This window comes from Streptomyces sp. NPDC001393 (assembly GCF_053597455.1).
Window position 1 is genome coordinate 53,742 of sequence record NZ_JBSFIH010000034.1, and the last position, 14,468, is coordinate 68,209.

Here is a 14,468-nt window from a genome sequence, read left to right on the forward strand (position 1 = left end):
CCGCCCCTGACACGGCCGGCCCGGTCCGCAGGAGTAGCCCTCGGGTCTTCAGCGGCGGGCCCTGGACTCATGGCTAGGCCCCTTGTCGCCCAAGGATCGGCTGGTCAGGCGGTTTGGGTCAGGGGGGCCGGGGTGATCTCGCGGCGGGTTGCGAGCTGGTCTTGCGGCAGGTGAGGCGCCGGGTCATGAGTGTGATGGCGACCCAGGTGATCAGCGATATACCCGGCACTGCGCCAGGGCCGCACACCCGCGTTCGAACGCCGCAGAGCCGCCCCTGGACGGCTTCCCGGGCGTCTACTGCTCCGGTGGCAGGAGTGTGCCCCCAAGCTCGTCAGCCGCTCGCGCTGCCCCGGCGTGAGCCCTTCCCAGACCACGTGCTGGCGCTGCCGCCCGGTGTGGGTGCGGCCCGGACTGCGCCGAGGACGGGGAAGATGCAGGTCAAGGCCGCAGACACATGGTGCACGCGGGGTGTCGTCTGCTCGACGCGGACCGGCAGGCCAAGGACACGCAGCCGTCAACCTGCTGGCCTGTTCAGGCACGGGTGAGGGCCGTTCTTCCCGGCCCTGCGTGAGACGGCCGGTCCTCGGATCGGCGATGGCCTCCTTCGGCCGTGACACAGCCGAAGGGGCGCGAAGGGGGCAGGGGCCGGGCGTGTGGCTGGCGGCGCCCGGAGGCGCACAGGCCGGCGGTTCAGGAGTTGACGAGCTCGGGGGCGATACGCGCCGCTGCAGCCGCCGCGTGGCGCCTGACCTCCTCCTCGTCCAGGTGGTCGAGGCAGAAGTCGACCACGAGCCGGTCGGCCTGCCGGCGTGCCAGCGTCTCGAGGGTGCGGGGCAGCATCTCATCGTCGATCGGCTGCCCGGACTCCTTCAGCTTGCGGGTCGCCTCCCAGGCGGCCGCGTGGCCCGCCTGCTCCTCGGTGACGAGTCGGTCCCGGCTGGTGCTGCCGTAGATGACGGTGTGTGCGTCCTTGTACTGCGTGATGCTCTGGGGCACGGTTTCTCCTCGCATAGGGCCGGACCGGGCTCTTGCACGCCGGCCGGTTACACCCCCAGACAAACCCTGCGCTGCCGGCCCGCGCCCGGCGACGACCCCCGAACGGGTGGCCTCACCACCGGCTGCCCGTGCAGCAGTTGTGTCGACTCCAGGGCGGCCGGCACGTCGTCGCCCTCCAGATGGTTCACCAGGCAGAGGTCGAAACCGCCGTCGGTCAGGGCCCGGTGTATGTCCGTCTGCTGCGCGGCGACCACCTTCACCTGGGCGACGGGGTGCGTGGCACGGAAGGCACGCACCACCGGGATGAGCAGCGCCACGGTAGCCGCGTTGACCGTACCCACCCGCGCCATGCGGCTGATGCGGTGCTGCTCGCCCGCCGCGAGCCGCAGCCGGTCCACTGTCTCCAGTACGCCGACGATGTGCGGCAGCAGCTCCCGGCCCTCGGCGCTCATCGTCGCCCCGGTGCGTTTGCGTTCCAGCATATCGACTCCCAGTTCGCGTTCCAGGTTTCTGACGGTTTCGCTCAATGCCGGCTGGGACACGCGGAGTTCCTCCACGGCCCGGCGTAGCGAGCCAAGACGCGTCACTGCGGCGATGTATTCCAGTTGTTCTGTCCGCACGGCAGCAGAATTCCTACGCCCCGGGACCGGTTCAAGGGTCTCCCTGTCACACCTTCGTGAAATCCGGTGGTCCGCGATACGGAACCGGTCGGATTTCCCTTGACTGTCCCGAGCGGCCACTGCGACGATCGACGGCATGACGATGCGACTGGACCTCACGTGGCGACGCCATGTCGACCTCGCGCGCGTCTCCAGCGCCTCCTGTTGCTCAGCGGCCTGATCCTCGCGATCCGCCGCCCCTTGGTCACGCCGCGGCTGTCGCCGCCGTACATGCCGCTGCCGCGTTTTCACCGCGCCATCTGAACTGTGCGCTGCCGCGCGCCCGCCGCTTTCCCGGGATGTGGCGTCCCTGAACAACCATGCATTCCGCAACAGGAGTTCCGCATGCCCGCGACCGTCAAATTCGCCTATTGGGTCCCCAATGTCAGCGGGGGACTGGTCACCAGCACGATCGAGCAGCGCACCGACTGGGGATACGACTACAACCGCGAACTCGCCGTCCTCGCCGAGAACAACGGGTTCGAGTACGCGCTCAGCCAGGTCCGTTACATGGCCAGCTACGGTGCCGAGTTCCAGCACGAGTCGACCAGCTTCAGCCTTGCCCTGCTGCTCGCCACCCAGCGCCTGAAGGTCATCGCCGCCGTCCACCCCGGACTGTGGCACCCGGGCGTCCTCGCCAAACTCGGCGCCACCGCCGACCACCTGTCGGGCGGCCGCTTCGCCGTCAACGTCGTGTCCGGCTGGTTCAAGGGCGAGTTCACCGCCCTCGGCGAGCCCTGGCTGGAGCACGACGAGCGCTACCGCCGCTCGGAGGAGTTCATCACCGCCCTCAGGAAGATCTGGACCGAGGACCACGCCGAACTCGCCGGTGACTTCTACCGGTTGTACGACTTCTCCCTCAAGCCCAAGCCCCTGAACACCCCCGGGCGGCCGCACCCGGAGATCTTCCAGGGCGGCAACTCCACCGCCGCTCGGCAGATGGCCGGCCGGGTCTCGGACTGGTACTTCTCCAACGGCAAGGACTTCGACGGAGTCGTCGAGCAGATCAACGACGTACGCGCCGCGGCGAGCCGAGCGGGCCGCACGGCACCCAGGTTCGGCCTCAACGGCTTCCTCATCGCCCGCGACACCGAGGCCGAGGCCCGCGACACCCTCCGGGAGATCGTCGCCAAGGCCGACTCCGACGCCGTCGAGGGCTTCGGTGCGGCCGTGAAGCAGGCGGGCCGGTCCACCGCCGACGGCAAGGGCATGTGGCAGGACTCGACCTTCGAGGACCTGGTCCAGTACAACGACGGCTTCCGGACGCAACTGATCGGCGCTCCCGAGCAGATCGCCGAGCGCATCGTCGCCTACCGCAGGCTCAGCGTCGACCTCCTTCTCCTCGGCTTTCTGCACTACCACGAGGAGATCGCGTACTTCGGCAAGCGCGTGCTGCCTCTGGTACGGGAACTGGAAACGCAGCTTCCCGACGACGAACTCCACTCTGCCCCCGCGCCTGTCTGACCCGCACCTGCCTCTCCCACACCGCTCCGCCCCGAGAAAGAGGTCACCCGCATGAGCACCACCACGGCCACCGAATGGCAGAACAGCCCCGCCCCGACGACCGCCCAGGACTGGATCGCACGCGCCGCCGAGGTCGCGGCGGTCCTCGCTACCGACGCCGCCGCACGCGACCGCGCCGGCGCCACCCCGTACGCCGAGGTCCAGCTCCTGAAGGACTCCGGCCTGGTCACCCTGCTCGGCCCCGTCGAGCACGGCGGCGCCGGCCAGGACTGGACCACCGCCTACCGCGTCGTACGCGAGGTCGCCAAGGCCGATGGCTCCATCGGCCAGCTCCTCGGCTACCACTACCTGTGGAACTGGGCCGCCCGCCTGGTCGGCACCCGCGAACAGTGGGAGCACCTCGAGGCCGAGGCCGCGCGCAACCGCTGGTTCTTCGGCGGGGCCGTCAACCCGCGCGACAAGGACGTCGTCGTCACCGAGGAAGGCGACGACCTCGTCTTCACCGGCCGCAAGACCTTCTCCACCGGCAGCAAGGTCTCCGACGTCACCGTCCTCGAAGGCGTCCTGCACGGCACCGACCAGCATGTCTTCGCGATCGTGCCCTCCAACAGCGAGGGCCTGACCTTCCACGACGACTGGGACAACATCGGCCAGCGGCTCACCGAGAGCGGAAGCGTCACCATCGACGGCGTCCGCACACCGTGGTCCTCGGCGGCCGGCTATGTCGACAAGGAGTTCCAGCCGCGCACCTACAACACCCTCAACGTGCCCACCATCCAGCTCGTCTTCGTCAGCTTCTACCTCGGCATCGCCGGCGGCGCGCTGGAGACGGCGGCCACCTACACCCGCAGCAAGACCCGGCCCTGGCTGCACGGCGGCCACGAGCGCGCGGTCGACGAGCCCCACGTCATCGACACCTACGGTGACCTCACCGCGAAGCTCTGGGCAGCCGAGGCGCTCGCCGACGCCGTCGCCGCCGAGGGACAGACACTGCACGACGACCCCGGCGCGGTCACCGAGCAGATTCGCGGCGAGTTCGAGGTGCGCGTGGCGGCCGTCAAAGTCCGCGCCACCGAGGTCGCCCTGGAGATCACCAGCCGCATCTTCGAGGTGACCGGCGCCCGGTCCACCACCACTGCCGAGGGCCTGGACCGCTTCTGGCGCAACGTCCGCACCCACACCCTGCACGACCCCGTCGCCTACAAACGCCGTGAGGTCGGCCGTTGGATCCTCGAAGGCGCACTGCCCGAACCCACCTGGTACTCCTGACCCTTCCCGGGGGCGCCCGCCGTGCGCGGGCGCCCCCGCTCCCCGAAAGAGGACCCATGACCACCGTCCGTGCGAAGAGCTGCGGAGTCCACGCCCGCGCTCACCCCTGTTCGTCGTGCCACAGCAGCAGCACGGGCCGCCCGGCCAGATCGACGATGTCCGGGTGGCGGTTCAGCACCATCAGCTGCGCGCGCATCGCCTTCGACCCGGAAGCGACGGGACGTTGGGTGGTCGCCGACCACCAGCTGCGCACCGCCACCGCCGTGCGGGGCCGGGTGTACGACGTCGTCGCGTACCAGCAGGTGGCGATGTCCGATCAGCTGCTCGCGCCCCCGGGTGTCGACCCCGAGCACGACGACCAGGAGCCGGAGGCCGAACCCCGGGAGGCGGTCGACCTGACGGTGCTGCGGGCCTTGCGGGAGTCCCGCACGGACGGGGAAACCCTCGATTCTCACGGCCGAGCGGCTGCGCCACCTCCAGGTCGCGTTCACCAAGGCTGCCGACGCCTCCCGCGCTCGCACGGACCGCTACGCCGAACAGGACGATGCCGGTGGAGCGTACCCGGTGCGCCCGAACGACCAGCAGGCGCACCGTCCGCAGGAGCCCGCACCGCACCGCGGCCGGGAAGCCGGCCACTGAATGGACCCGACGCCGCGCACCCGGTGCAGTTGGTCTTCCCCGTGCGTTGAGTGGTGCATGTCACCACCACTCGTCGTGGTCGCAGACCACCCGGAAGCTGCCCACGACGCCGTGGTGACCGAATACGCCATCGCCGTCGAAACCGAATTCGCCGCCGTGGCCATGGGGCACCACGCCGAAGGTCTCACTGCGGGGTCCCACGGTGGCGACTGGAGGGCCTCCGTCGCAGTTGAAACCTCGGAAGACTTCGACGGTCCTCCTGCTTTCATTGCGGACATTGAAGCTTTTCGCGCCCCGTCCGTCGGCCGCGGTGATGCACCCCTCGATGAAGGCGGGGTACGAACGCTCGTTGATGAAGATCCTTCCGGCTCCCCTGTGGCCGTGACCGTGTCCACCGCGGCCGTCACGTCCACCGCCGCCATCGTGTCCACCGCGGCCGTCACGCCCACCGCCGCCATCGTGTCCACCGCGGCCGTCACGTCCGCCGTCACCATCGCGTCCACCGCCGTCGCGGCTCCCGTTTCCGTCTCCGCCCCCGTTCTTGGTGCCCGAAGGAGCCGTGGCAGCGGCAGGAGCCGCGGATGCGGCGTGATGCCCGGGCCGGGTGACATGGTGGGCCGGTCGGGCGGGGTGGTGGAGTGGCTGGGCTGCCCGGTGGACAGGCGGGGAAGCCGGGGCGGACTCGACGGTCGAGGCATAGGTGATGCCGGCGGCTGCAAGGACCGTCGTGCCTATTCCGGCGCCGACCAGAGTGAAAGCACGCGAGGGCATGGGCACTTCTCTCTTTTCGTACGTGCGTCGGCCGGACGACCGACCTGCGATGAACGTACCGACAGCTCCCATAACCGGCATTCCGTACACATCTAAGGTGTGAGGCTGTGCGGCCAACCAGGTGTCAGAAGTTCAAACGGCGGTGCATGTCCGCAGCCGTGGGGCACCGACGAAGGGCGCGGCAGGATCCGACCCGCAGCACCTGCACCGGGAGTCGTGGATGTCAGCCGGCTCCTCGATACCCGTGGTCGCCCGTCCTGCTCGTCCAGGTGCGTATCTCGCACATGATCCGGCCCGGGCGCCCAGGCTTGGCCTCGCGAGGTTCCCTGGCACAAGGGGGAGGGCCTATGCCTCGCTGGACCCGCACCGGTGACCTCCTCTCCACCGATGGGGCGACGGTGCAGGGTGTGGCCGACGACCTCCGAGGTGCCAATCTGCTCGCCGACCCAGGCGTCGACCAACGCGACCCAGAGCGCCGCGCACTCGTGGACAGCTGGCTCCAGCAGATCAGCCTGGACTGGCCTACAGGGCGTGGAGCAGGTCCTGGACCGGCTCCACGCCACCTCCCCGGCCTCGTCATAGAGCCGCAGCGGGGCCGGACAGGATCACCCGAGATGGCCGCTGTCGTCGACACCGGCCAGCCGCCTCATGCAGCTGTTGTGAGACGTCTTCGCACCACCGACCGCATCCGGGGCCAGAAGAGACGTCAGGAGCAGCGCAGAAGGATCATGAACCCGTAGTCGATATGAAGTTGCTGGTCGCAGTGGAACAGGGACAGCCCCGGCTGGTCGGCGGTGAAGTCGAAGTCGAGGGTTTGGTAGCCGCCGAGCGTGATCACGTCCTTGCGCAGGCCGTACGTCGCGGTGCCGGCGATGTGGGTGACCTCGAAGGTGTGGCGGTGCAGGTGGATGGGGTGGACAGGCAGGTCAGCGGCACCACGCCCGGCCGACTCGTGTCCGGCTCGTGACCGTCTTCGGCGAGGACGACTCCGATCGGAGCTTCGGAAGTCGAGGAGCGCGACGCGCGCGACCTGCTGTTCATCCCCGACAGGTATCGTCTCGCGGTCCCGGATGTCGACAGATGGTGGTGTGGAGTGGGTCAGGCGTCGCAGGGCGGTGGAGCTGCTGTGCTGGAGCGGGGGCTGGGCGTTTTCGATGCCGTTGTCATCGGGCTTGGCTCGATGATCGGTGCGGGGGTCTTCGCCGCTCTGGCGCCGGCCGCGCGGGCGGCGGGCTCGGGACTGCTCGTGGGGCTTGCCGTCGCCGCCGTGGTGGCGTACTGCAACGCCACCTCCTCGGTCCGCCTGGCGGCACGCTAGCCGCAGTCCGGTGGGACCTACGTGTACGGCCGTGAGCGGCTGGGCGAGTTCTGGGGCTACCTCGCCGGATGGGGCTTCGTGGTCGGCAAGACCGCCTCGTGCGCGGCGATGGCACTCACCGTGGGGTCGTACGTGTGGCCGGCCCAGGCGCACGCCGTCGCCGTGGCAGCGGTGGTGGCGCTGACCGCCGTCGACTACGTGGGTGTGCAGAAGGCCGCGTGGCTGACGCGGGCGATCGTCGCCGTGGTCCTGGCCGTGCTGGCAGCCGTGGTGGCGGCCTGCCTGACCTCCAGTACTGCACAGACCGGGCGGCTTGACATCGGCTCGGACGCCTCCGTCACGGGGGTGTTGCAGGCGGCCGGGCTGCTGTTCTTCGCCTTTGCCGGGTACGCGCGGATCGCGACGCTGGGCGAAGAGTTGATGGACCCGGCCCGCACGATCCCTCGGGCGTTGGCGACGGCACCGGACGAACTGTCGATCACACGGCTGATCCTCGTGGCGGTGAAGGATTCCCGGGGTGGGCGTCGAGGTGGTCGATGACGAGTTGTCCGGAGAGCTCCGCGGGCAAGGTGCCTGCTCCCGCCGGGCGAGGTGGTCGCGGGTGTGGCGGCATTCGGTTGGAGGGGGACAAGGCCCGCCGGAGTGATGCGTCACGTGCTTTCGAAATTTCGAAGGTGCCGACGACTCAGTGGTGGTCGGCGGTCGGGGGCCGGGCCGTGCTGCTGCGCTCGACCAGGCTGGTAGCCAGGTCCACGCGCAGCGCGGACGGTGGGTTGCCGCGGGCGAGGTCGATCACCATGCGGGCGGCGACCTCGGCCATCTCGGTCAGCGGCTGTCGGACGGTGGTCAGGGGTGGGCCGACCCAGCGGGCGATGGGCAGGTCGTCGAAGCCGACGACGCTGAGATCCTCTGGGATGCGTAGGCCCAGCTCCCGTGCGGCCTCGTAGAGGCCGAGCGCCTGAAGGTCGTTGCCGGTGAAGATTGCGGTGGGCCGGTCGTTGAGGCGCAGCAACTCCAGGCCGACCCGGTAGCCGGTTTCGTGGTGGAAGTCGCCCTCGCGGATCAGTGCGGGATCGAAGGCGACGCCCGCTGTCTCCAGCGCGGCACGATAGCCGTCGATCCGGGCGCGGCTGCACATCATCCGCCGTGGTCCGGCGATCATGCCGATGCGCCGGTGGCCCAGGTCGAGCAGGTGGCGGGTGGCGGCGAGGCCGCCGTTCCAGTTGGTCGTCCCGACCGCCGGCATGTCCTGCCCGGGGTCCCCGGCCGGGTCCATCACCACGAACGGGATGTCGCGACTGGTCAGCTGCGCCTGCTGGGCCTCGTCGAGCCCGGACAGCACCAGGACCACGCCGGTGGGGCGGCGGGCGAGCACTCCGTCCATCCAGGACTGCCCGAGGCTGAGCCGGCCTGAGGATTCCGACAGGACGACGCTCATTCCCTCCTCGCGGACCACGTTCTCGACCCCGCGGATGACCTCCATCGCCCAGGCGCTCTCGAGCTCGTGGAACACCAGCTCCAGCAATGGGCTGGACGGGGCGCTGTTGCTGCGTCGCCGCTGGTAGCCGTACTGATGCAGCAGCTCCTCCACCCGCTCTCGGGTGGCGGGGGCGACGTCCGCGCGGCCGTTGACGACTTTCGAAACAGTCGGTGTGGACACCCCCGCCTCGCGCGCGATTTCGGCGAGTGTCGCCGCTCTGGTCACGAGCCCTCCTGTGCTGCCCTGGTGTTGCGAAGTACGAAGCCGTTGCGGCTGTACGCGACGGATACTAGCTGGTCAGAGCCTCAGCCGGTACGTCCGAATCGAGAACGTCCAGAGCCTTGACTGACGTCGATGTTGCGCCTAGGTTTCCCGCATCATTCGGCAATCTCTTCGAAATTATCGACGGAGTGGCAATCCAATGGGCTCTCTTCGCTTGACCGTTCGCAACGGTGCGACCCGAAACAGATTCGCCGCAGTAGCGGCAACGACCGCGCTGGTGCTCGGTCTGACCGCCGCGTGCGGGTCTGGCGGCGGCTCCAGCTCCGGGACGATCCACGTCCTCGTCTACGGGGACGCCGCGAACAAGGTCGAGAAGCAGATCGTCGATACGTTCAACAAGACCTCGAAGGTCAAGGCGGTGCTGGACACCATTCCCGGCGCCGACTACCAGTCCAAGCTCAACACGATCATCAACACCCCGCAGGCCCCGGACATCTTCTTCAACTGGGGCGGCGGCAGCATCGCGCCCTTCGCAAAGAAGAACCTCCTGCTCCCCCTGGACGACATGATCGCCAAGGACCCGGGGCTCAAGTCCAACTTCCTCCCTTCGGTCTTCAACACCGCGGTGATCGACGGCAAGTCCTACGGTGTGCCGATGCGCGGCACCCAGCCCGTGCTGCTCTTCAACAACAAGAAGGTCCTGGCGAGCGCCGGCCTGAGCGTCCCGCGGACCTGGGACGACCTGATCGGCGACGTCAAGGTGCTCAAGGCCAAGGGCCTGACCCCGATCGCGCTCGGCGGCGGCGACCAGTGGCCCACCCTCATGTGGTTCGAGTACGTCTTCGACCGGGTCGCCGGGCCGGACCAGTTCCAGAAGGCGCTCGCCGGTGACAAGAGCGCGTGGGCCAGTCCGGACAGCCAGAAGGCCTTGGGCATGCTGAAGCAGCTGGTCGACGCCGGCGCATTCGGCAGCAACTTCGACTCGGTGAAGTTCACCGATGGCGGGTCCCCGGCGCTGCTGGCCAAGGGCAAGGCCGCCTTTGAACTGATGGGCTCCTGGGAGTACTCGACCCAGCAGTCCAGCAACCCCGACTTCGCCAAGAACGACCTCGGCTACAGCGCCTTCCCGACCGTCAGCGGCGGCAAGGGCGACCCGAAGGACGTCGTCGGCAACACCAACAACTTCTACTCCGTGCTGAAGAAGACCCAGCACCCCGATGCCGTGGCGGCCTTCCTCAAGCTCATGTACTCCGACGAGTTCGTCAAGGCCCAGCTCGCCATCGGGAACCTGCCGACCACCACCAACACCGCCAACTTCCTGTCCACCTCGGCCAGCCCGGACTACTCGCAGTTCCAGTTCAACCTGGTCAAGGCGGCCCCGTCGTTCCAGCTGTCCTGGGACCAGGCCTACCCGCCGGCGGCGGCCACACCGCTCCACACGGCCATTCAGAAGTTCTTCGACGGCAAGACCGACGCCAACGGCTTCATCCAGTCGATGCAGTCGCTGTCCAACTCCTGAGTAGGACCGATGAGCTCACTTTCTCTCGCAGCCGTGTCCGGCCGCCGCCTCAAGGCGCGCCAGGCCGGCGTCGGGGTAACCCGCCCGGGCTTCGCCTGGGCGGTACCCGCGACCGTCTTCTTCCTGCTGTTCGCGATTCTCCCGCTGGTGCTGGTCGCGGTGCTGTCCTTCACCGCCTGGGACGGCATCACCTCGCCGCACTTCAACGGCCTGGCGAACTGGACCAAGCTGGTCCACGACCCGGTGATGACCCAGAGCATCTGGCTCACCCTCGTGCTCACCGTGCTCGGGGTCGTGACGCAGACGCCCATCAGCCTCCTGCTGGGCGTTTGGGCGGCCGGCCATCAGCGCAACCGGGCCGTGCTGTCCGCGATCTTCTTCGTCCCCCTGCTGCTCTCGGCGACCGCGGTCTCGGTGCTGTGGCGCGCTCTGCTCGACCCCAACTTCGGCATGCCGGGCCAGCTTCCCTGGCTGTTCGGCAACGGCAACCTGCTCGGCAGCCAGACCGGTGCGATCGCGGTGCTGACCTTCGTCGGAATGTGGCAGTTCACCCCCCTGCACGCGCTGCTCTACCAGGGCGGCGCCCGCGCGGTTCCGCAGGTGCTCTACCAGGCCGCGGCGATCGACGGGGCCGGCACCGTGCGGCAGTTCTTCCACATCACCCTGCCACAACTGCGCAACACCATGATCACCTCGGTGATTCTCATGGTCGTCGGCGGGCTCACTACCTTTGACACGGTGCTGATCCTCACCCAGGGCGGCCCCGGCACGGACACCACGGTCAGCGCCTACTACATGTACGAGCAGGGCTTCAAGGATTTCGACTTCGGCGCCGGCTCGGCCATCGCGCTGGTCCTGGTCGTGGTGGCCACCCTCATCTCCCTGGCCGTGGTCCGGCTCTCCGGCTACGACAAGATGCGCAGCACAGCGGAGGGGATCTGATGCGGCAGCGCCCCAACTACCTTGCCGGGCTGGGCTCCCTGATATGGCTCGCTCTGATCGGCCTGCCGCTCTACGTGCTGCTGATCGCGACCCTGCGCACCACCTCCAACTACTCCACCCAGGGCCCGCTGAGCTTTCCGTCGCAGCTGACCCTGAGCAACTACTTCAACGCGTTCTCCAACGGCTTCGGCCAGGACTTCCTCAACACCCTGATCGTCACCGCCAGCGTCGTCGGCATCGTGCTGGTGGTGGTCCCGCCACTCGCCTACGCCATCGTGCGCGCCCAGGGCCGGACCATCACCGTCGTGTTCCGGGTCTTCCTGCTGGGACTCGCGGTCCCCGCGCAGGCGGTGATCGTGCCGATGTTCTACGTGATCAGCCAGGTCGGGCTCTATGACCACCTGATCGGCGTCATTCTGCCCACCGCTGCGTTCTCGCTGCCGGTGTGCACCCTGGTGCTGACCGGGGCGATGCGCGACATCACCCCCGAGCTGTACGAGGCCATGGCGATGGACGGAGCCTCCCCGTGGCGGGTCTTCAGGCAACTGGTCCTGCCGCTGTCGAAGGGCGGGCTCTCCTCCATCGTGGTCTTCTCGGCCCTGCAGGCCTGGAACGGCTTCCTCTTCCCGCTGATCCTCACCCAGTCGGACTCGACCAAGGTGATCACCCTCGGTCTGTACAACTTCCAGACCGAACACGGCGTCGACGTCCCCGGACTGCTCAGCGCCGTGGTGCTGTCCATGCTCCCCATCTTCATCGTCTACCTGTTCGCCCGCCGCGCCCTGGTCCAGGGGCTCATGGGGGTCGGAGGAAAGTGACCGGCAACATGAATCCCGCCGCCGAGGTCGCCACCCCTGTGTGGCGGGACGTCTCGCTCGACCCCGCGATCAGGGCCGACGCCCTGATCGCGGCGATGACCCTGCGAGAGAAGACAGCGCAGTTGGTCGGCGTCTGGGTGGGTGCCTCCGACGAGGGCGGCGAGGTCGCCCCGCACCAGCACGAGATGGAGGAGCCGCCCGACCTGGACGAGTTGCTGCCGCACGGTCTGGGCCAGCTGACCCGGCCCTTCGGCACCGTTCCCGTGGACGCCGCCGTTGGTGCGCTCTCGCTCGCCCGCTCCCAGCAGCGCATCGTCGCCGCCAACCGCTTCGGCATACCCGCGATCGCCCACGAGGAGTGCCTGGCCGGGTTCGCGGCCTGGGGGGCGACCGCCTACCCGGTCCCGCTGTCCTGGGGAGCGACCTTCAACCCGGAGCTGGTGCGCACCATGGCCACCGCCATCGGCACCGACATGCGCGCCGTCGGCGTCCACCAGGGCCTCGCCCCCGTGCTCGACGTGGTGCGCGACGCCCGCTGGGGCCGCGTCGAGGAGACCATCGGCGAGGACCCGTACCTGGTCGGCACCATCGCCACCGCCTACGTGCAGGGCCTGGAGTCCGCCGGGATCGTCGCCACACTCAAGCACTTCGCCGGCTACTCCGCCTCGCGGGCGGGCCGCAACCTTGCACCGGTCGCCATGGGCACCCGCGAGCGCGCCGACGTCATCCTCCCCCCGTTCGAGATGGCGCTACGCGAGGGCCGACCGCGCTCGGTCATGCACGCCTACACCGACACCGACGGCATCCCCTCGGCCGCCGACCAGGAACTGCTCACCGGTCTGCTCCGGGACACCTGGGGCTTCGACGGGACGGTAGTGGCGGACTACTTCGGTGTCGCCTTCCTCAAGCTCCTGCACGGCGTCGCCGGAAGCTGGGCCGAGGCCGCCGAGCTTGCCCTCGCCAGCGGCGTCGATGTCGAATTGCCAACCATCAAGACATTCGGACAGCCGCTGCTCGACGCGGTCGAGGCCGGCGCCGTCCCTGAGGAGTTGATCGATCGCGCCCTGCGCCGGATCCTCATCCAGAAGGCACAGCTCGGCCTGCTCGATCCCGACTGGAACCCTGTTCCGCAGGCGCTCTCCCGAGCGGAACTGGCCGCTCCCGAAGCGCTGCGCGGCAGCGTCGACTTGGACCCCCCAGCCAACCGGCGGCTGGCGCGCGAGCTGGCGGAGCAGGCCATCGTGCTGCTACGCAATGACGGCACGCTGCCGCTCGGCCGTCCCCGCCGGATCGCGCTGATCGGCCCCAACGCCGACACCCCGACGGCCGTGCTGGGCTGCTATTCCTTCCCCGTGCACGTCGGCTCGCAACACCCCGAGATCCCGACCGGCATCGCGCTGCCCACGCTGCGCGAGACCTTGGCGGCCGAGTTCCCCGACGCCGAGATCTTCTCCGCGCCCGGTGCGACGGTCGACGGCGACAGCACGGCCGGCTTCGCCGAGGCAGTCGCAGCAGCCCGCATCGCCGACGTCGTGGTGCTCGCCCTCGGGGACCGCGCCGGCCTGTTCGGCCGCGGCACCAGCGGCGAGGGATGTGACGCCGAATCGATGCAACTTCCCGGCGTGCAGCAGCAGTTGCTCCACGCCCTGCTGGATGCCGGCACGCCCGTGGTGCTCGTCATGCTGGCGGGCCGCCCTTACGCACTGGGGCGCGCCGACACGGAGGCGGCGGCGATCGTGCAGTCCTTCTTTCCCGGGGAGGCGGGCACCGAGGCGATCGCCGGCGTACTGAGCGGGCGGGTGAACCCCTCCGGACGGTTGCCCGTGAGTGTGCCGCGGCACAAGGGTGTTCAGCCCTCCACCTACCTGGCCGCCCGGCTGGCCCAGGACAGCGACGTGTCCAGCACCAGTACCAGCGCGGCCTACGGGTTCGGGCACGGGCTCTGCTACACGGAATTCGAGTGGTCCGCACTCGACGTCAGCGTCGCGGAGACCGGCACCGACGGCAGCTTCCGGATCGCCTTCGAGGTCCGCAACACCGGCGAACGCTCCGGCTGCGAGGTGGTGCAGTTCTACCTGCACGACCCAGTGGCCTCCGTGGTCCAGCCGATGCAGCGCCTCGTCGGCTACCGGCGCCTCCCGCTCGACACCGGGGAAGTCTGCCGGGTCCTCCTGGAACTGCCCGCGGACCTGGCCTCCTTCACCGGCCGCGAAGGCCGTCGCATCGTCGAACCCGGCGAGCTGGAGCTGCGGATCTCCGCCAGCAGCACCGACCACCGCATCACGGTCCCGCTGCGCCTGACCGGCCCCGTCCGGGAGGTCGACCACACCCGCAGGCTGCACCCCGTCGTCACCGTCGAATGCCGCTGACG

11 protein-coding genes and 2 pseudogenes are annotated in these 14,468 nt (G+C 69.1%); 9 read left to right on the forward strand and 4 right to left on the reverse strand.

What is annotated here, in order from left to right; all coding sequences use genetic code 11:
- Positions 1-690: 690 nt before the first annotated feature.
- A complete protein-coding gene (locus tag ACWC2T_RS30105; protein ID WP_450673495.1) occupies positions 691-996 on the reverse strand; it encodes a hypothetical protein in 306 nt (101 codons plus the stop codon).
- A gap of 74 nt (positions 997-1,070) precedes the next feature.
- Positions 1,071-1,616 (reverse strand): annotated as a pseudogene (locus ACWC2T_RS30110) (LysR family transcriptional regulator); the annotation flags it as partial.
- Between the two features lie 142 nt (positions 1,617-1,758).
- Here ACWC2T_RS30110 and ACWC2T_RS30115 point away from each other — a divergent pair.
- The 4 genes from ACWC2T_RS30115 to ACWC2T_RS30130 all read left to right on the forward strand — a co-directional run bounded on the left by ACWC2T_RS30115 (position 1,759) and on the right by ACWC2T_RS30130 (position 5,894).
- A complete protein-coding gene (locus ACWC2T_RS30115) occupies positions 1,759-1,836 on the forward strand; it encodes a hypothetical protein (RefSeq protein ID WP_450673526.1) in 78 nt (25 codons plus the stop codon).
- A 164-nt stretch (positions 1,837-2,000) separates the two neighbouring features.
- The gene (sfnG, locus tag ACWC2T_RS30120; RefSeq protein WP_450673496.1) at positions 2,001-3,119 is read left to right on the forward strand and encodes a dimethylsulfone monooxygenase SfnG; all 1,119 of its coding nucleotides are present in this window, start codon (positions 2,001-2,003) and stop codon (positions 3,117-3,119) included.
- A 51-nt stretch (positions 3,120-3,170) separates the two neighbouring features.
- A complete protein-coding gene (locus tag ACWC2T_RS30125; protein WP_450673497.1) occupies positions 3,171-4,388 on the forward strand; it encodes an acyl-CoA dehydrogenase family protein in 1,218 nt (405 codons plus the stop codon).
- 696 nt (positions 4,389-5,084) lie between these two features.
- On the forward strand, positions 5,085-5,894 hold the full coding sequence (locus tag ACWC2T_RS30130; protein ID WP_450673498.1) for a hypothetical protein: 810 nt from the start codon (positions 5,085-5,087) through the stop codon (positions 5,892-5,894).
- Between the two features lie 610 nt (positions 5,895-6,504).
- Here ACWC2T_RS30130 and ACWC2T_RS30135 read toward each other — a convergent pair.
- On the reverse strand, positions 6,505-6,954 hold the full coding sequence (locus tag ACWC2T_RS30135) for a multicopper oxidase domain-containing protein (protein WP_450673527.1): 450 nt from the start codon (positions 6,952-6,954) through the stop codon (positions 6,505-6,507).
- Between ACWC2T_RS30135 and ACWC2T_RS30140 the strand changes: the two are divergent.
- A pseudogene (locus ACWC2T_RS30140) lies at positions 6,892-7,620 on the forward strand (APC family permease); the annotation flags it as partial. The gene ACWC2T_RS30135 and the pseudogene ACWC2T_RS30140 sit on opposite strands and share 63 nt — an antisense overlap.
- A 181-nt stretch (positions 7,621-7,801) precedes the next feature.
- Here the strand turns inward: ACWC2T_RS30140 and ACWC2T_RS30145 are convergent.
- Positions 7,802-8,821 carry a LacI family DNA-binding transcriptional regulator gene (locus tag ACWC2T_RS30145; protein ID WP_450673499.1) on the reverse strand — a complete coding sequence of 340 codons (1,020 nt, stop codon included), beginning with the start codon at positions 8,819-8,821 and terminating at the stop codon, positions 7,802-7,804.
- Positions 8,822-9,032: 211 nt separating this feature from the next.
- Between ACWC2T_RS30145 and ACWC2T_RS30150 the strand changes: the two genes are divergently transcribed.
- Genes ACWC2T_RS30150 through ACWC2T_RS30165 form a run of 4 tightly spaced genes read left to right on the forward strand, consistent with a single transcriptional unit; the run spans position 9,033 to position 14,466 of the window.
- Positions 9,033-10,337: an extracellular solute-binding protein gene (locus tag ACWC2T_RS30150; protein WP_450673500.1), complete on the forward strand. Its 1,305-nt coding sequence runs from the start codon at positions 9,033-9,035 to the stop codon at positions 10,335-10,337.
- Positions 10,338-10,346: 9 nt separating this feature from the next.
- The gene (locus tag ACWC2T_RS30155) at positions 10,347-11,279 is read left to right on the forward strand and encodes a carbohydrate ABC transporter permease (RefSeq protein WP_450673501.1); all 933 of its coding nucleotides are present in this window, start codon (positions 10,347-10,349) and stop codon (positions 11,277-11,279) included.
- On the forward strand, positions 11,279-12,097 hold the full coding sequence (locus ACWC2T_RS30160; RefSeq protein WP_450673502.1) for a carbohydrate ABC transporter permease: 819 nt from the start codon (positions 11,279-11,281) through the stop codon (positions 12,095-12,097). Before ACWC2T_RS30155 ends, ACWC2T_RS30160 begins: the two co-directional genes overlap by 1 nt.
- Positions 12,098-12,105: 8 nt before the next feature.
- Positions 12,106-14,466, forward strand: coding sequence for a beta-xylosidase/alpha-l-arabinosidase (locus ACWC2T_RS30165; protein WP_450673528.1), 2,361 nt, complete (start codon positions 12,106-12,108; stop codon positions 14,464-14,466).
- Positions 14,467-14,468 lie beyond the last annotated feature (2 nt).